The 17,292-nt window shown below is 73.7% G+C and carries 15 protein-coding genes and 3 tRNA genes; 7 read left to right on the forward strand and 11 right to left on the reverse strand.

The annotated features are described in order from the left end of the window. Positions 1 to 108 precede the first annotated feature (108 nt). The 3 genes from ACIP37_RS01765 to ACIP37_RS01775 form a co-directional block, all read right to left on the reverse strand. Positions 109 to 184, reverse strand: a tRNA-Arg gene (locus ACIP37_RS01765). A gap of 31 nt (positions 185 to 215) precedes the next feature. Continuing rightward, a tRNA-Arg gene (locus ACIP37_RS01770) sits at positions 216 to 291 on the reverse strand. Between the two features lie 236 nt (positions 292 to 527). Then, positions 528 to 618, reverse strand: a tRNA-Ser gene (locus ACIP37_RS01775). A 178-nt stretch (positions 619 to 796) separates the two neighbouring features. On the opposite strand from ACIP37_RS01775, the gene ACIP37_RS01780 reads away from it, so the two are divergent. After that, on the forward strand, positions 797 to 4,273 hold the full coding sequence (locus tag ACIP37_RS01780) for a PAS domain-containing protein (RefSeq protein ID WP_363627849.1): 3,477 nt from the start codon (positions 797 to 799) through the stop codon (positions 4,271 to 4,273). A gap of 105 nt (positions 4,274 to 4,378) precedes the next feature. Here ACIP37_RS01780 and ACIP37_RS01785 read toward each other — a convergent pair whose 3' ends face one another. Beyond that, positions 4,379 to 6,040 (reverse strand): long-chain fatty acid--CoA ligase, encoded by a 1,662-nt coding sequence (locus ACIP37_RS01785; protein ID WP_363627850.1) that lies wholly within the window; start codon positions 6,038 to 6,040, stop codon positions 4,379 to 4,381. Between the two features lie 147 nt (positions 6,041 to 6,187). Then, entirely contained in the window at positions 6,188 to 7,045 is an 858-nt protein-coding gene (locus ACIP37_RS01790) for a glycoside hydrolase domain-containing protein (protein WP_400843097.1), read from the reverse strand. Between the two features lie 152 nt (positions 7,046 to 7,197). Here ACIP37_RS01790 and ACIP37_RS01795 point away from each other — a divergent pair, with 152 nt between their 5' ends. Continuing rightward, the gene (locus tag ACIP37_RS01795) at positions 7,198 to 8,262 is read left to right on the forward strand and encodes an EamA family transporter (RefSeq protein WP_363627852.1); all 1,065 of its coding nucleotides are present in this window, start codon (positions 7,198 to 7,200) and stop codon (positions 8,260 to 8,262) included. A gap of 46 nt (positions 8,263 to 8,308) precedes the next feature. Here the strand turns inward: ACIP37_RS01795 and ACIP37_RS01800 are convergent, their stop codons facing one another. The 6 genes from ACIP37_RS01800 to ACIP37_RS01825 all read right to left on the reverse strand — a co-directional run bounded on the left by ACIP37_RS01800 (position 8,309) and on the right by ACIP37_RS01825 (position 14,129). Next, positions 8,309 to 9,094, reverse strand: a complete 786-nt coding sequence (locus tag ACIP37_RS01800; RefSeq protein WP_363579776.1) for a pyridoxal 5'-phosphate synthase — start codon at positions 9,092 to 9,094, stop codon at positions 8,309 to 8,311. A gap of 447 nt (positions 9,095 to 9,541) precedes the next feature. After that, on the reverse strand, positions 9,542 to 9,871 hold the full coding sequence (locus ACIP37_RS01805; RefSeq protein ID WP_363579777.1) for a hypothetical protein: 330 nt from the start codon (positions 9,869 to 9,871) through the stop codon (positions 9,542 to 9,544). A 426-nt stretch (positions 9,872 to 10,297) separates the two neighbouring features. Then, positions 10,298 to 11,662: an FAD-linked oxidase C-terminal domain-containing protein gene (locus tag ACIP37_RS01810; protein ID WP_363579778.1), complete on the reverse strand. Its 1,365-nt coding sequence runs from the start codon at positions 11,660 to 11,662 to the stop codon at positions 10,298 to 10,300. A 111-nt stretch (positions 11,663 to 11,773) separates the two neighbouring features. Beyond that, on the reverse strand, positions 11,774 to 12,601 hold the full coding sequence (locus ACIP37_RS01815; RefSeq protein WP_363627853.1) for a MerR family transcriptional regulator: 828 nt from the start codon (positions 12,599 to 12,601) through the stop codon (positions 11,774 to 11,776). 239 nt (positions 12,602 to 12,840) lie between these two features. Further along, positions 12,841 to 13,377, reverse strand: coding sequence for a GNAT family N-acetyltransferase (locus tag ACIP37_RS01820; RefSeq protein ID WP_400843100.1), 537 nt, complete (start codon positions 13,375 to 13,377; stop codon positions 12,841 to 12,843). Continuing rightward, entirely contained in the window at positions 13,374 to 14,129 is a 756-nt protein-coding gene (locus ACIP37_RS01825; RefSeq protein ID WP_400843103.1) for a GntR family transcriptional regulator, read from the reverse strand. The genes ACIP37_RS01820 and ACIP37_RS01825 overlap by 4 nt, the downstream gene beginning before the upstream one ends. Positions 14,130 to 14,779: 650 nt before the next feature. Here ACIP37_RS01825 and ACIP37_RS01830 point away from each other — a divergent pair. From ACIP37_RS01830 to ACIP37_RS01850, 5 genes are read left to right on the forward strand one after another with little or no spacing between them, the layout of a single operon-like run. Beyond that, positions 14,780 to 15,046: a hypothetical protein gene (locus ACIP37_RS01830; protein ID WP_400843106.1), complete on the forward strand. Its 267-nt coding sequence runs from the start codon at positions 14,780 to 14,782 to the stop codon at positions 15,044 to 15,046. Then, on the forward strand, positions 15,046 to 15,420 hold the full coding sequence (locus ACIP37_RS01835) for a WhiB family transcriptional regulator (RefSeq protein WP_400843109.1): 375 nt from the start codon (positions 15,046 to 15,048) through the stop codon (positions 15,418 to 15,420). The genes ACIP37_RS01830 and ACIP37_RS01835 overlap by 1 nt, the downstream gene beginning before the upstream one ends. After that, positions 15,417 to 16,442, forward strand: a complete 1,026-nt coding sequence (locus ACIP37_RS01840; protein ID WP_400843112.1) for a hypothetical protein — start codon at positions 15,417 to 15,419, stop codon at positions 16,440 to 16,442. The genes ACIP37_RS01835 and ACIP37_RS01840 overlap by 4 nt, the downstream gene beginning before the upstream one ends. Further along, positions 16,439 to 16,813 (forward strand): RRQRL motif-containing zinc-binding protein, encoded by a 375-nt coding sequence (locus ACIP37_RS01845; protein WP_400843115.1) that lies wholly within the window; start codon positions 16,439 to 16,441, stop codon positions 16,811 to 16,813. Before ACIP37_RS01840 ends, ACIP37_RS01845 begins: the two co-directional genes overlap by 4 nt. Before the next feature lie 48 nt (positions 16,814 to 16,861). After that, a complete protein-coding gene (locus tag ACIP37_RS01850; RefSeq protein WP_400843118.1) occupies positions 16,862 to 17,284 on the forward strand; it encodes an ATPase in 423 nt (140 codons plus the stop codon). The last annotated feature ends 8 nt before the right edge of the window (positions 17,285 to 17,292 follow it).

Here is a 17,292-nt window from a genome sequence, read left to right on the forward strand (position 1 = left end):
ATGCATTTCATCCATTAGGCCCGCAATCCAGAACGGACCAGGCACCCGGCGCCCTGTCCGGGCCCGGAAACGGGAGAAGCCCCCGGCCGGTGGCCGGGGGCTTCTCGCTGGTGCGCTCAGCAGGATTCGAACCTGCAACCTCTTGATCCGTAGTCAAGTGCTCTATCCGTTGAGCTATGAGCGCAAGGAACGGGCGAACCCGATCTTGCGGAGATTGGTGCGCTCAGCAGGATTCGAACCTGCAACCTCTTGATCCGTAGTCAAGTGCTCTATCCGTTGAGCTATGAGCGCTCGCCCTGATGAACGGTGCCAGCGGGGCGGTGCGGGGACAACATTACATGACCTGCGACGCGGGACGAAATCGATTGCTCCCTCCCTCCGGGCCGACCCCCTGGAGGCCGCTCGGGGCCCCCGACGGGCCCGGCCCGCGGGACAGGTCGGGGAGGCGGGTGGCGGGGTGGGCCCGGAACCTCCCCGGGGATGGGGAAAGCCCCGCCGACAAGATCGTCGACGGGGCTTTCCGGCTGCGGAGGCTGAGGGATTTGAACCCTCGATCAGGAATAACCCCGAAACCGCATTAGCAGTGCGGCGCCATAGACCGGACTAGGCGAAGCCTCCTCCACAGGGACCACGTCCGCGTGAGCGGACCCGTTCCGTGTGCCTGAGATGATGCCACAACCGTGGGGCTCGGCACCAACCACCGCCCACGTTACTAGGCGGGTCGACCCCGCCGCAAAGAAGAATGAGATACTGCCGTCTCCGGAGGAGCTGCCCTGAGCCGAGGAGACCTGTCGACGTGAGCAGCAGGCCGATCCGAGGCGCTGCTCGCCTCGCCGCCATACTCGACGCCCTGCCCGACGCGTTGTTGCTGGTGAACAGCAACGGCACCGTCGTGGACGCCAACAGCGCAGCCGTCCAGGCGCTCCAGACGCCCGGCACCTCGCTGGTCGGCATGGGCGTGCTGGACCTCCTGCCCGAGTTCGACCCCAGCCGGATCCCCGGCTCGATGCGCCCGGCCGCCCGCGACGGCGACGAACCCGACCGCCCGGTCCGGATGACCGCCCGGCGCACCGACGGCACCAGCTTCCCGGTCGAGGTCTCCGGCAACGACTTCCCCGACGACGGCACCGGCGAGGGCCGCGGCTACGGACTCACCTCGTACGACTCGTACCGCGAGCGCTCCCGCCCGTCCTCCGCGAGCGACCTGCTCCTGCTGCTGGTCCGCGACCTCTCCAGCCGGCTCGGCGTCGAGGCCGAGCTGCGCCGCCAGCACAAGCAGACCGAGATGATCCTGCGCGCCGCCGCCGAGGGCGTGCTCGGCGTCGACCTCGAAGGCCGCTGCGTGCTGGTCAACCCTGCCGCCGCGCACATCCTGGAGTACCGGGCGAGCGAGCTGGGCGGGCGCGAACTGCACCCGCTGATCCAGCACTCCCGGGCCGACGGCACACCGCTGGCGCTGGAGGAGTCCGCGCTGCTGGACACCCTGACCTCCGGACGCAAGCACCGGGTGCGCGGCACCGTGCTGTGGCGCAAGGACGGCCGCCCGGTCACCGTCGACCTCACCACCGCGCCGGTGCGGGACGGCGACCAACTGGTCGGCGCGGTGATGACCTTCACCGACCGCAGCCGCGAACTCGCCCTGGTCGCCCGCAACGAACACCTCACCGCCGTCCTGGAGAGCGAACTCGGCGGCGCGCTGACCGCGCTGAACCAGCGGCTGGACGCGCTCGCCGCCGACCCGGCCGGGCAGCTGTGGCCGGAGGCCAACTGGACGCTGCGTCGGCTCGCCGACGAGTGCCGCCGGTTCAGCCGGCTGATCGACGGCGTGCTCGCGCACCAGCGCTCCGAGGCCGGCGAGACCGGCGAGACCGCCCCGGCGGACGGCCCGGACGCGAAGGACGGCAAGGACGGCAAGGACCGCCGCAAGCCGACCGAGCGGCGGGTGCCGGTCGCCCTGGACAAGGTGGTCCGACGGGCCGTCGAGGCGGCCGGCGAGCTGGTCGGCCCGGGCCGGGTGCGGTTCTCGGTGCACGCCGCCGCCGTCGAGGTGATCGCCGACGAGCGCCGGCTCGCCCAGGCGCTGGCCCACCTGGTCGCCGACGTCAGCGGCATCGGCCTCGCCCTGGACGCCCCGACCGCCCCCTCCCCCGGCCTGGCCGCCCCCGGCGCGCCCGCCGCGCTGCCCTCCGGCGGCGAGCCGCCTACCGTCGTCCTGGCCGCCGCCCAGCGCGGCGAGGTCGCCCGGGTCGAGATCCGCGGGCCCGGCCTCGGCGGCAGCCCCGTCCACCTGCCGATAGCCCGCGCGGTGGTCGAGCGCCACGGTGGCGTGCTCCAGCCGCACGAGCTGCCCGGCAAGGCCGGCACCACGTACGTCGTCGAGCTGCCGTTGGACCCGGCCGCCGCGAAGGCCGCCGCCGAGCGCGCGGCCGCCGAGGGCCGCTCCGACCGGCCCAAGGAAGGCGACAGCGCCGTCCTGCCCGACCTGCCGGGCATCCCGCAGCTGCCCAGCAGCGACGAAGCCCCCGAGCCGGTCGCCGACGGCGGCGAGCAGGCCGACCGCGAGACCCCGGCCGCGGCCGCGGAGGCGGAGCAGCCCGCCGAGGAACCCGCCGCCGAGCGGCGCGGCCGCCGAGGCCGCCCCGCCGCCGAGGAACCGGCGCCGCCGACCCGGACCGCCCCCAGCGCCCCCGCCGACCAGTGGCCGAACGCCCCCGCCCGGATCGAACGGGCCGTCCCCGAACAGTGGAACGGCACCGGCAACGACCCCGCGTACGGCCGCCAGGGCCTGGCCGGTCCGGACGGCGCGCAGCGCGACCCCTGGGGCAAGGACGACGGCCGCTCCGGCCCCGCCTACGCCGTCCCCGTCGAGGGCGAGCGCCCGCAGCAGCACCGGACCGGCGGGCGCGAACCGCTCGCGCTCGGCCCCGGCACCGGTGCCGCCCCCGCCGACGGCACCCCGGCGGGCGGCACGCCCGCCGCGGAAGGCGCCCCGGCCGCCGACGGCGCCGAGGCCAAGCCCCGCCGGCGCCGCGCCCTGCCCTCCACCGAGGACTCCTCCGGCGGCTTCGCCCTCCCCGGCGCCACCGACACCCCGGTGTACCCCGGCCTGGAGCACGCCCTGCCGACCGGCCCGGCACCCGCGCAGCCCGAGCCCGCCGCCCCACCGACCGGCCGCCGTCGCCGGCTGGCCGTGCCGCCCGGCCCCGGCCAGGAGGCCCCGGCCGCGCCGTCCGACCAGGCCCCGCAGGAGGACCGGCCCGCGCCCGGCGGCCCCGCCGCGCTGCCGGCCGCCCGCCCGGCGCTGCCCGCCGCCGAGGACCCGTCCGGCCCGCGCCCGGTCGGCACCGGCCTCGCCGAACTCGCGCCGCCGCGCCCGCTCGGCGGTTCGCCGACCCCCGCCGCCGGGCCGCAGCCGCCCGTCCCGGCCGAGGCCAGGACCGCCCCGCGCCCGATGGCCGAACTGCCCGCCGCCGCCGGCGACCGGACCGAGGAGCAGCCGCCGGCCATGGCCGGCCCGAACGGCTCGACCGGCGAGGGCGGCAGCGCCCGTCGGCTGCTGGTCTGGCCCGAGCCCGATCCGGCCACCCGGCAGGCCCTCCAGGAACGCGGCTACCGCCCGGTGATCGTCCGCTCCCGCGAGGAGGTGGACGCCCAGGTCGCCGGCTTCCCCGCGGCGCTCTTCGTCGACCCGCTGACCAGCCCGATCACCCGCACCGCGCTGCAGTCGCTGCGCACCGCCGCGCTCAACAGCCGCGTCCCGGTGCTGGTCACCGCCGGTCTCGGCCAGGCCACCCGGGACGCCGCGTACGGCGCCGACCCGGCCGTGCTGCTGCGCGCCCTCGCGCCGCGCGACGGCGAGCACCACGCCCCGCGCGTCCTGCTGGTCGAGGGCGACCCGGACATCGCCGCCGCCATGATCAGCAGCCTGGAGCGGCGCGGCATGCACGTCGAGCACGCGGTGGACGAGAACGACGCCGTCGCCCGGGCCAGCAGCGTGCAGCCCAACCTGGTGGTGATGGACCTGCTCCAGATCCGCCGCCGCCGGGTCGGCCTGCTGGACTGGCTGCGCGCCAACGACCGGCTGCACCGCACCCCGCTGGTGGTCTACACCTCGGTGGACCTCGACCCGCGCGAACTGCCCCGGCTGCGCACCGGCGAGACGGTGCTGTTCCTCTCCGAGCGCTCGACCAGCGCCGACGTCCAGTCCCGGATCGTCGACCTGCTCGGGCGGATCGGCGCGATGGGCGAGGCGGGCGTCGCCGCGGCGGGCTGACCGCGCCCTGACGCCGAGGGCCCGGCGAGATCCACACGGCACGCGCCGAGGGCCGACCACCCCGCTGGAACGGGGGTGGCCGGCCCTCGGCGGTCGGGCGGGCGGCTACTCCTTGCCGAGCACCGTCACGTCCAGTTCGTCCGCCGCGTAGCTGGCGCGGATCACCTTCTTGTCGAACTTGCCGACCGAGGTCTTCGGCACCGACTCGACGATCGACCAGCGCTCCGGCAGCTGCCAGGAGGCGATCCGTCCGGCCAGGAAGGCCCGCAGCTCGCTCAGCCCGGCCGTGGCACCCGGGCGCAGCACGACCGTGGCCAGCGGGCGCTCGCCCCACTTCTCGTCCGGGACGGCGACCACGGCGGCCTCGGCCACCTCGGGGTGGGCCATCAACTGGTTCTCCAGTTCGACCGAGGAGATCCACTCGCCGCCGGACTTGATCACGTCCTTGGCCCGGTCGGTGAGGGTCAGGTAGCCGTCGGCGGTGATGGTGCCGACGTCGCCGGTGCGCAGCCAGCCGTCCTCGGAGAACTTGTCGTCCGGCCGGAGCGGGTCCTGCCCGGCACCGCCGTAGTAGGCCCCGGCGATCCACGGGCCGCGCACCTCCAGCTCGCCCGCCGCGACGCCGTCGTGCGGCATCCGCTCGCCGGACGGGCCGACCAGCCGGGCCTCGACGGAGGCCGGGAAGATGCCCTGGGTGACCCGGTAGGGCCACTCCTCCTCCGGGGTGAGGCCACCGGGCGGCTGGGCGAAGGAGCCGAGCGGCGAGGTCTCGGTCATGCCCCAGGCGTGCAGCACGCGGATGCCGTGGCGCTCCTCGAAGCCCTTCATCAGCGAGGGCGGGCAGGCGCTGCCGCCGATGACCACCATGCGCAGGCTGGAGGTGTCGTAGTCGCCCGCGTCGAGCTCGTCCAGCAGGCCGCTCCAGATGGTCGGGACGGCGGCGCCGACGGTGGGCCGGACGGCGGCGATCATCTCGGCCATCGGCTTGGGCTGGAGGAAACGATCCGGCATGAGCAGGTTGGCGCCGGACATGAAGGCGGCGTGCGGGATGCCCCAGGCGTTCACGTGGAACATCGGGACCACCGGCAGCGCGGTGTCACGCGGGGTGAAGGCGAAGTTGTCGCCGGTGTTGACCTGGAGGCAGTGCAGGTACACCGAGCGGTGGCTGTAGAGCACGCCCTTCGGGTCCCCGGTGGTGCCGGAGGTGTAGCAGAGCACGGCGGCCTCGCGCTCGTCGAGGTCGCCGCGCCACGGGTAGGCGGTGGGCCGGCCCGCGATCAGCTCCTCGTAGTCGTGCACGGTGCCCGGGAAGCCGGCCAGCAGCGAGCGGTCGCCGGGGCCGTTCACCACGATGTGCCGGAGCGTCGGGGCGAGGTCCGGCAGGACGGCGGCGAGCAGCGGGAGCACGCTGCCGTCCACGATCACCGCGTGGTCGGCGGCGTGGTTGACGATGAACGAGAGCTGGTGGGCGGGCAGCCGCAGGTTGAGCGTGTGCAGCACGGACCCCATCGCGGGGACGGCGAGGTAGGCCTCCAGGTGGACCGAGTTATTCCACATCAGGGTCGCGACCCGGTCGTCCCCGGTCACCCCCAGTTCGTCGCGGAGCGCGTGGGCGAGCTGCGCGGCCCGCGCCCCCACCTCGGCGTACGTCCGCACGACCGGCCCGGTGCCGTCCCAGGTGGTGACGGTGGACCGGCCGTGGATGGTGGACCCGTGCTCAAGAATCCGGGCGACGGTGAGCGGGACGTCCTGCATCGTGCTGAACACGGGTCCTCCTTGACCTGGCGGCACTGGCGGCTGCGCCTGCGGCACCTACCGGGCGGTAATGCGCGCGGACGTGCCCGATTGTGCCGCCCCGCCCCGCCCGCTGTCAGTATCCCGGCCCCGTTGCCCGCATCACGGATCGGCGACGCGTCAGCCCGCGGTCGGGCCGTCGACGTGGTTGCGGTCGATCGTGAGGGCGGCGCCGCCGTAGGTCTCCTCGACGTTGCCGCGGTACTGGTGGACGCGCTGGTGGTAGCCCCAGAGGTCGGAGCCTAGGGCGCCGGAGTCGGCGGTGTCGGCCCGGTCGTCCCAGCGGGCGTACCAGAGGGCGTCGGGCAGCGGGAAGCTGCCGGCCCGGGCGGCGGCGACCAGGTCGGCGATGCCGGAGTCGAGGCTGGAGTAGAAGCCGGAGCGGTAGCCGGCGGCGTGCAGGGCCTGGGTCCAGCCGACGGCGAAGTCGACCACCGCCTGGCCGCAGGCGGGGTCGCGCATCGGGTAGGCCTCGATGTCGAGGTAGACCGGGCCGCCCTTGCCGAATCCGAGCGAGCCCATCGCGTGGACGGCTTCGGTGGCCTCGTCCCGGCCCTGCTCGACCGCGTGGGCGGGGTCGATCCGGCGCGGCTTGTTGCCGAGTTCGCTGCACGGCGCCTGGAGCCCGACGTGGGCCGGCAGGAAGCGCCAGCCCAGTGCGCGGGCCTGGCGCACCCACTCGGCGGTGAGCCGGGGCTGGCCGCAGCCGCGCTGGGCGCCGCTGACGTAGATGCCGAGCGCGCCGTACGGGGAGGCCCCGTGCCAGGCCCGCAGGGTGTCGAGGGGCGGCGCGGTGCAGGCGTCGAAGGCGGAGCCGGTGAAGTCGTCGTGGATCCTGGGCGGGCCGAACCGGTCGGGCAGGGTGAGGGCCCGGATGCGGGGTAGGGCGGCGGCCCCGGCGCTCACGCCCGTCCCGTCGGTGGCCAGCAGGAGCACGAGGGAGGCGGCGAGCAGGGCCACGGGGCGGAGATAGCGCACCCGCCCTTGCTACTGACGGACCATCGGACGAATGCGGCAACCACGCCGGGCGCACCGGGAGAGCCCACCCTTTCGGCCGCACCCGTCCACATCCGTCCCGATAGTTGTAACGAGCTTGCCCGTTCATCACTCCTTACGGCAAACTCGCCCATATGCCCACCTCCCATCCCAGCGAAACCACCGCCCCGATGCCGGCTGCCGCCGTCGCCGAGGCGCTTGCCATGCCGCCCGCCCCCCAGGGCGAGCCCGCCGGCGAGCGGGGCAGCTGGCGACGAGGCGGGGCACCCGGCTCCACGGCACCGCCCGACGCGCCCCCCGGCCAGCCCACCGGCCGACTCCCGAAGGTCCTGCGGCGCCCGGAGAGGATCCCGGCGCCGCTTCTCTGTCTGACCGCGATGTTCCTGGTGCAGACCGGGATCGCCCTGTCCAAGCCGCTGTTCGGCCCGCTCGGGGTCAGCGGCACCACCTTCCTGCGGCTGGGCTTCGCGGCGGTCATCCTGCTCGCCGTCACCCGGCCCCGGCTGCGCGACAAGCGCCCGCGCGACCTCGCCGCGGCGGCCCTGCTGGGCGTGGCCTCGGCCGGGATGACCTTCCTGTTCGCCGGGGCGATCGACCGGCTGCCGATGGGCACCGCCGCGACCATCGAGTTCCTCGGCCCGCTCGCGGTCGCCCTGGTCTTCGCCCGGCGTGCCAGCCACCTGCTCTGGGCGCTGCTCGCCGCCGGCGGCGTCGTCCTGCTGACCCTGCTCGGCGAGGGCGGCGACGGGGGCGGGCTCGACCCGGTCGGACTGCTCTACGCCTTCGGGGCGGCCGCCTGCTACGCCGCGTACATCCTGTTCACCGACAAGGTCGGCGCCGCCTTCCAGGGCTTCCAGGGCCTGGCGGTGTCGATGACGGTCGGCGCGCTCGCCCTGGCGCCGTTCGGACTCGGCCAGGCCTGGGACGGGCTGACCGCGCCCGGCGCCTCGCCGCTGGGGCTGCTGGCCGCGGTGGCCGGGGTGTCGCTGCTGCTGCCGGTGATCCCGTACGCGCTGGAGATGACCGCGCTGCGGCGGATGCCGCAGCGGGTGTTCAGCGTGCTGGTCAGTCTGGAGCCGGCGGTCAGCGCGCTGGTCGGCCTGGTGGTGCTCGGCCAGCTGCTGGGCGTGCCGCAGCTGGCCGGGATCGGCTGTGTGGTGGCGGCCAGCGTGGGAGCCACGCTGACCGGGCGGCGGTAGGGCAGCACGGTCGGTCCGAGGGCCGGGCCCTTGGACCGTCAGGTCGTCACGGCCACAGCAGGGTGCGCGACCACTCCGGGGTCCGGACCGGTCCGGTGCGGGTGTAGCGCAGCCGGACGTGCCGGCGCTGCGCGTCGCCCTGCCAGTACTCCACCTCGTGCGCCCACAGGGTGTAGACCGCGTGCCCGGCCGCGACGGCGTCCGGGGTGGCCTCCAGGCGGCGGCGGGCGACGGCGACGGCCTCGTCGTACTCGGCGAGCGAGGCCATCGGCTCGCTCTGCCGCCCGACCAGCGCGCCGACCCGGGCGTCCGGGGAGCGGGTGGCGAACTCGGCGGCGGCGACCAGGTCGGCGGCCCGCTCGACGGTGCCGCGGACCCGTACCTGGCGGCCCAGCTGGGGCCAGTAGACGGTCAGCGCGGCGGCCGGGTGGTCGGCCAGCTGGCGGCCCTTGGGGCTGTCGGCGGCGGCGGAGAAGACCCAGCCGGTGCCGGCCGCGTCGACGTCGCGCAGCACCAGCACCCGGGCGTCCGGCAGGCCGTCCGCGTCGACCGTGGAGAGGGTGACCACCTGCGGGTCCGGCACGCCGGCGGCCAGCGCGGTGGCGAGCCAGTCCACGAACAGCGGGCCGGGCTCGGCGGGCGCGGCCTCGGCGTCGAAGGTCGGCAGCGGGCGGGCCATCGGCGGGCGGCCGAGCAGCAGCTCGGGCACGGACTTCGGCTCGGGCCGGTGCTCCGCCGGCTCCCGGCGGGCGTCCGGCCCGGATCGCGGAACCGGCTCCGGTGCAGGCCAGGCCTCGCCCGGGCCGGTCAGGCCCTCCTCCTCCGCCGCCATCGCGCGCCCTCTCCTCCGGTTGCCGCGGTCGCCGCCCCGGCCGGGCCGTCCTTCCCGGGCCCGGGCACGTGGTGCGCTGTCGGAGCGCAACCGTACCGCCGAACACCGACGGCTCCGGGCGCGGGCCCTCGCTGGACGCGTCCGGGCCGTCCGGGCCGGCCTCGACGGGCGGTCCCGGGCGGTGTCGGCGGCGACGGGCAGCCGGCGACGAGCGGGCCCGGGCGGTTCGCTCCCGGCTCCGGACGCACTCGTGGGCGGTGCCGATGGCGGCACCGCCCACGAGGCCGGCTTCACGGTGACCCTTTCCGCTGGCCGGTCATGCGCTGTTCTGATCCGCGCCCGGGCGGGAATTCCGCCCGGAGACTGGTTCGAGCCCCTCCGCGAGTGCTCAGCTCACCCGCGGCCGCCCACCTCCGGCGCCCCCGCCGTCGGTGGTGCCCGATCGGATCAGTGGAAGATCGGGGCGAACACGACGTTGATGTTCTTGTTGGACTGCCCGGCCAGGATGGTGCCCGCGTTGTCCTTCACCGCGAGGGTGTTGTTCTGGTTCGAGGCGCCCGTCCCGGTGGCGGTCTGCTGGGTGGAGATGTAGTTGCCGTCGACCCCGCCGAACACGTTGCCCGTGCCGACGTTGGACACCACGCCGGCGTTGGAGCCGGCACCGGCGCCCGCACCGTTGTCGGCGGCCGCAGCACCGGCACCGGCCAGCAGCAGGCCGGCCGCGAGCGGGGCGGCGAGCAGGAGTCCGGCCACCCGGCGGGTGTGGATGCGAGCCATGAGAGCCTCCAAGAAGCTGTAAATCGTGCAATTGTCGAGCAGGGGGTGCGGGAGTTCGCCGGCCAGACGAACACCTGCGGGCTGCGACGCCGAGAGACAGACTTCCGCAACAAATCGACAAAGCACTAGTCGGCGAAGCAGTTTTCGCCCGTTAGCGTGATATCCACCCGGGCTGCGCATAACGGACCGAAAATCGGACAGTGCGCCGACACGCCCCTACTGAGCTGGCACTTTGCCCGGGCGATGGCCTCCTGGAAGGCCCTTCAGGCAGGGCGCTCCGCCGTCAAACGAACCACCAGGCGCACCACCCCGGCGCAGGGAAATCAGGAAACGCGCCCCCGAAAAGTTCGACCACCCTCCCATGTCGACTTTCCCAGCCATTCCCAGACCATCGGAAAGTCATACTGGAATATGGGAGAAATAACATCACACCATCTTGCCCGGGTTCATGATTCCCAGCGGATCGAAGACCGCCTTCAGCTGTCGCTGGAGGTCCAGCGCGACCGGCCCCAGCTCGCGCGCCAGCCAGTCCCGCTTGAGCAGCCCCACCCCGTGCTCCCCGGTGATCGTGCCGCCCAGCTCCAGCCCCAGCGCCATGATCTCGTCGAAGGAGCGCTGCGCCCGCGCCGCCTGCTCCTCGTCCGAGCCGTCGAAGATCACGATCGGGTGGGTGTTGCCGTCCCCGGCGTGGCTGACCACCCCGATGGTCAGCGCGTGCCGCTCGGCGATCAGCGCCACGCCGTTCAGCATCTCGGCCAGCCGGGAGCGCGGCACCGCCACGTCGTCGATCATCGTGGTGCCCAACCGGTCCAGCGCGGGCAGTGCCAGTCGCCGGGCCTCCAGCAGCAGCTGCGACTCCGCCTCGTCCTCGGCCGGCACCACCTCGGTCGCCCCGGCCGCCCGGCAGAGCTCCGCCACCCGCGCCAGCCCGGCCTCCCGGTCCGGCCCGTCGAAGGCCACCAGCAGCAGCGCCCGGGTCGTCTCCGGCAGCCCCATCCGCCCCAGGTCGTTGACCGCCCGCACGCTGACCGCGTCCATCAGCTCCATCAGCGACGGGGTCAGGCCGCACGCCATCACCTCGCAGACGGCCGCGCCCGCCGCGTCCGCGCTCGGGAACTCCGCCGCCAGCGCCAGCTGCGGCGCCGGCGCGGGCCGCAGCGCGAGCACCGCCCGGACCACCACGCCCAGCGTGCCCTCCGAGCCGACCAGCAGCCGGGTCAGGTCGTACCCGGCCACGCCCTTGGCCGTCCGACGCCCGGTGGACAGCAGCCGCCCGTCCGCCAGCACCACGTCCAGGCCGAGCACGTACTCGCTGGTGACGCCGTACTTCACGCAGCAGAGCCCGCCCGCGCCGGTGCCGATGTTGCCGCCGATCGTGCAGGACTCCCAGCTGGACGGGTCCGGCGGGTACGAAAGGCCCAACTCACCGGCTGCTCGCGAAAGTTCGGCGTTCACCACGCCGGGCTCGACCACCGCGATCCGGTTCACCGGGTCGAGCTCCAGGATCCGGTTCAACTTCACCATCGACAGCACGATGCAGCCGTCCACGGCGTTCGCCGCACCCGACAGCCCGGTCCGCGCCCCCTGCGGCACCACCGGCACCCGCAGCGCGGTGGCGATGCGCAGCACGTGCTGCACCTGCTCGACCGTCTCCGGGAACACCACCACGGCGGGCGCACCGGCGGCGCAGAAGCCGGCCATGTCGTGGCGGTAGGCGGCGGTCACGTCCGGATCCACCACCACCGCCCCGGCCGGAAGGCCCTGCGCCAGTCGGTCCGTCAGGTCACCCATCGCCGCCTCCACTCGCCGCCAGCCGCCTCCACCGCACTCTGCCCGCCCGCCGGAGGCCGGGCAAGTGGGCCCCCGGCGGATCTGCGGGCGTGGGCCCCGGCCGGACCGGGCCTACCGGCGGACCACCGGCTCCTGGAACTCCGTGACCCACCGCGCCGGGTCGTCCGGGCACTCCAGGTAGAGCTCCCGGGCGTAGCCGGCCGAGCGGTAGCCGTTCGCGTCGATGAAGCGGGCCAGCTCCTGGAAGCTCCCCATCGCCTCGTCCATCGAGCCGCGGTGCACGACCGTCGCCGCCTCCTCGATCGGCGGCAGGTCGAGCACCGCGAAGCCGTACCGGCCCGGCTCCACCGCCGGCCCGACCGGGACGGCCACCCGGATCAGCACCGTGCCCTCGCCCTCCGGCACGTCCTCGTACCGGGCGACGGACGGGCCCGCCTCGGCAATCCCGGCCTCGGCCAGCCGCCGGCACAGCTCCGCGAACAGCGGGCCGATCACCGGCCCGATGTCCTCCGGCTGGTAACTCGCGGCCACCGCGGTCAGTTCGGCCACCCGGACGGACGGCACCCGCTTCAGTACGACGTCGTGTGCGGACATGGTCCCCTCGCTCTCGATCGTCCGGAGCCTCGCCTCCACCCGGGTCAGCCGCTGCTCGTCCGCGGCGATCGCCTCGGCGAGTTGGGCCCGGCGCAGCCGCAGCATCCCGCGCAGTTCGGCCGCGTCCACCTGCTCGTCCAGGACGGCCCGCACCTGCTGCAGCGTGAAGCCGAGCTCCTTGAGCGCGATCACCCGGTTGAGCCGGGCGAGTTGGGACGCCTCGTAGGACCGGTACCCGCTGACCGGGTCCACCCTGGCGGGCCGCAGCAGCCCGATCGCGTCGTAGTGGCGCAGCATCCGCACCGACACCCGGCCGTGGCTGGCGAAGTCTCCGATGTTCAACATGGTGCCCCCACTCCACCCCCTGCCACCGTGTCAGGGTCAACCCCCGCCCGCCGAAAACGCGGAAGGCGGGTGCCGAGTGATCTCGGCACCCGCCCTGAGCAGGTGGTTCTCCAACCAGCGGAGAGCGTGGGATTCGAACCCACGGTACGGGGTCACCGCACGACAGTTTTCAAGAACAACCTCGTCGCACCGCCCGCACCATCCCTGGCCAGGAACGCAACCCTATCTCCCGGGGCCGTTCAGCACTCCTGGCCCACGGCTGGCCCACAGGCCGCCGAACTGACCTCTCGCTCGAAGAGGGCTCCTGACTGCCTGTGAGGCAGGTCCACGGTCCGCACCAAAGTGAAGCCCTGGCCTAGGTAGTACCGGTGGAGCCCCGGATTGGTTTTCCACGCATCAAGCCTGAGCCTGGACTTCCCCGCAGCCGCGGCCCGAGCGGCGGCCCAGTCCAGCATCCGGGAGCCGATAGCCTGGCCAGCGACCCCCCGGTCGATGGCCATCCTGTGGACGTACAGCGCCGCCGCCGGGTCGTCGTCGGCGCGCCAGAACTCCGGGTCGGCCTGCTCGTCCACGGTCAGTGTGCCAACTGGCTGGCCGTCCTGGCAGGCGAGGAAGCACTCCCCGCGCTCCATCGATTCGAGCAGCCGGGCCCGGCGCGGCGGGAACTGCCATTGGTCACTTCCGAGCGACGCGAGCCACTCCCCCGCGCCGATCAACAGGTCTTCGACCAGGGGAAGTTCGTCCGGCGTCGCCGCGCGCATCTCCAGCAGGGTCATTCGGCGCCGTCCTGCGGCTGCTCCCACTGGCGCTCGTACGAGATGACGTGCCTGTCCCCCGGCAGTACGCTCACCGCGACACGCACCGGCCGGCTTTCGGCCGTGTACCCGGTGCAGACGTGGTAGGCGACGGGATTCCCCGGGCCCAGCTCAAGGCGCTTCGCCTCATCGGGGGTCGGCATCCGCACGTACAGCTCATCGAGCGCCCGGACCTGCCGATAGCCCAGCTCAGCCAGCACTTCGTTGGCGCCGCGAGTGATGTCCTCGGGCCTCATGATCTCGGAGTCCCGGACGATGTTGTACGGAAAGTAACTGTCGTTCACGTTGAACGGTTCACCGTCGAGCCAGCGGATGCGCCGCCGCACCGCAGCAAGCTCTCCAGCTCCCAGACCCAGGCGCTTCGCGATGTCCGGCGCCGGTTCAACGATGGCCACCTCGATGAGCTGGCGCGGCTTCCGCCCGTCCGCCGAGTGCTCCGTGACGAAGGCGTCCATCTCCGCCGAGTACGGGCGCTTGCGGAACTCGGCCTGCGGTCGAAAGACCATGGGCTTGCGCTCCTTTACGAAGTAGCCCCGGGGGCGCATCGGCACCACCAAGCCTTCGTTGACCAACTTGCCGAGCGCCTCCCGCACAGTGCCTCGGCCTACGCCGTACTCGGCCATGAGGTCAGCTTCGGTCGGCAGCTGCGCTCCGGCCGGAAGCGTTCCATCCGCGATCCGCTGCCTCAGCGCATCGCGGATCTGCTCGTACATGGGCGCTCGCCCAGATCGCATCGCTGACATGCGAACCATGAAACCCCAGCTCAAGGCGCATTGTCCAGTCAATGCGGACGATGTGCTTGACCGCAGGTAGCGGAGCGTGCCAATCTCTTCACCAGCAGCATTGTCCGGACAATCCGGATGATGACAGAGGGGCCCTTCTTTGGGCTGCTCTGACCTGCACGGAACGCGCCCGGAGGGGCGGGGTGACAGCCCCCCGAAGGCAGCGCTTGGTCCTTAAAAACTCCACAGAGTGACTATCGCAACAAGGGTCTTCCCTTGTCCCCGCTGCGGACCGGGAGATGTCCGCCCCTCGGCGACCACTTCCTGTCGCGCCAGCTCTGGAAAACACCTCGTTCGCGGGGTGCCACCTGGTGCGCGTCGCCCTGCTGGCGCCAGAGCAGTGACCATGGCGCGCCCGATTACGGGCTCGGGACCGGCCGGCGTGGCAACGACGGTCCGGTGAAGCCCCAACGTTCCGAGTGTCTTTGGTCCCCGATCCGCCCGCTCGCCGGTCGGGTCGGGGGTCATGGCTGCTCGTGATGTGACGAGTTGCTGGGCCCGCATGAGTCGGGCCGCCGCGCTGTCCTTGGCCGGGTGCGCGGCGGCCCTGCGGGCTCACCCCCCGATTGGACGAGGTACCCATGAAACTGATTGTTGCAGGCCAGGAGGCCGCGACCCCCGAAGAGTTCGCGGAACTCGCGTTCGGCACCGGCGCCGACTTCGGCTTCGGCGTCGACACCGAGCTGTTCGACGGCAGCACCGACGCGACCGACGAGGACCGAGTCGTCCGGCTCGACGTCGCCCGGGCCGTCCTGAAGGACCTGGACGGGCCGGCCGCCCGGTTCGCGTCCGCACTGATGCGCACCGCCGAGCGCCGCCGGGTGCTGACCTGGAAGGCGGCGGCGTGATGGCCCAGCTCCGCACGATCATCAGCGGCGCGACCCGCACCCCGCACCTGACCGCCCGCCCGGTGCCGACCGTGCTCGCCGAGTACCGCCCGAACCCCGAGAGCGACCTGCGCGGCGCCGCCTGCGCCGACAGCGACACGAACCTGTTCTACCCGGACCCCGAGGAGATGGGGCCCGAGACGGCCGAGTGGGCCGAGCGCCGCGCCAAGATGATCTGCGCCGGGTGCCCGGTGAGGTTGATGTGCCTCAGCGACGCGCTGGAGCGTAAGGAGCCGTTCGGCATCTTCGGCGGCCTGAACGAGCGAGAGCGCAACACCCTGCTCCGGCGGGCGGCCCGTTCCCGGGCCGGGGTGAACGCCGGGGGTGCCGCGTGAGCGTTCACCGCTCCGCCGGGGGTGTTCACCCGGTGCTCACCGAGGTGCCCACCCCGGCCCAGATCCGCCGCACGTCGCTCGTGATCAGCACCGGCACATGGGTGCTGACCGGGGCGGTGGTCGCGGTGAGCATGTCCACCGCCGCCCCGTTCATCGACGCCCATTCACCCGGCTACGGCACCGGCCCCGTGATGGCGGTCGCCGGCGACGGGTGCTTCATCCTGAGCCTCCAGGCGGACAGCACCCTGTCCCGCTTCGGCGTGAAGCCCGGACGCTGGCCGGCCCTCTTCCGGTGGGTCACCGGGCTGGCCACGGTCTGGCTCAACATCGGGGCCGCCGCCTTGAAAGGTGACCTGGTCGGCGTGGTGATCCACCTGATCCCGCCGCTTCTGCTGCTGCTCGTCGCCGAGGCCGGACCCGCCTACCGCCGGGCCCTGGCCCGCCTCGCGCAGCAACCCCAACCGCCCCTCCGCACCCGGCCGGCGACGATCCCGCAGGCCGCCCGGCAGGTGGTGAACACCCCGATGTTCACCATCCCGACGACACCGTTCACCCCTGCCCCGCTGTCGGCCGTACCCCTGCCGCCCGGGTCCGGATCGGAGACGCGGGGGGCCCTTCCGTCGGGGGAGGCGGCGCCGGTGAACACCGAGCCCGTTCACCCGGCGCTCACCCCCGTTCACCCCGCCCCGGCCGACACTGCCGAACCCCTCGCCGACCCGGCCGACGATGTGGTCGACGGCCCGGTGTACCCGGCCGGCCCGGACCCGGTGAACACCCCGGAGCCCGAGCCGTTCACTGCCGAGCACGAGGTGAACACCGACGCCGACGCGGTGAACACCGCCACGCAGGAGCCTGACCGTCTGGATGGCGCCGAGGCCGCCCGCGTGATCGAGCAGTGCTGGCGCGACCGGGTCTCGCAGCGCGAGGCCGCCCGACGCTCCACCCGCTCCCCGGCCTACGTCAGCGCCGTCTACAAGCGGCTCAGCGAGCAGGACGGCGGCGCCGAGGCGGTGGCTGCATGAGTCGTCCCCGTCACTGGGACCCCGACGGCACCCGTCACGGCGGCACCCCCACCTACCCCTGGCGCATGGCCCCGGCCGGCTACTTCACCCGCCGCCAGCTCCGCGCCAAGGGCCTGCGCCCCGGCGGACAGGACGTCGCCGCCCAGATCATGTGGCGCTCCCGCTACGGCGGCACCCGCCCCGCCCACCTCTACCGGCTCGCGCTCGCCAAACCGGTCCGCCCGATGACCCCGGCGAAGGCCGCCGCTCTCGCCAAGGCCAACCGGGCCCGCCGCACCTGCCCCATCTGCGAGCGGGACGCCGGATACGTCCTCCCCGCCCACCTCGGCACCTGCCTGACCTGCGCCGACAGCACCACCATCGCGGCCTGAACTCATCCCTGACCCGCTCCGCTGATCCTCAGCAAGGAGACCCCTGTCATGTCCGTGACCGAAATCCAGGTGGTCAGCTTCGGCTACCTGCACGGCGCCCCGCCCGAGGCGCACCTGACCCTCGATCTGCGCCGCCACTTCCGTGACCCGCACGTCGACCCCGCCTTGCGCCACCAGACCGCGCACGACCTGCCGGTGCGCCGGGCGGTGCTCGCCACCCCGGGCATCCGGGAGCTGATCGCCAGCGCCGCGCTGGTGGCCGACTCGTTCGACACCGGGCCGTCCGAGGCGCCGCTGACGATCGCGGTCGGCTGCGCGGGCGGCCGTCACCGCGCCGCCACCGTCGCGAGCGTGCTGGCCGATCGCTTGGGCAAGACCGGCACCCGCGTCGTCCTGGAGCACCGCGACCTGGGCAAGCCCGTGGTCGACCGCACCGCCGAGGGCGAAGCTGTCGCCCCGGCCCGAGGCTGAGGGTCGGA

Origin of the sequence: Kitasatospora sp. NPDC088861 (assembly GCF_044750105.1) — a bacterium.
Classification (GTDB): domain Bacteria; phylum Actinomycetota; class Actinomycetes; order Streptomycetales; family Streptomycetaceae; genus Kitasatospora.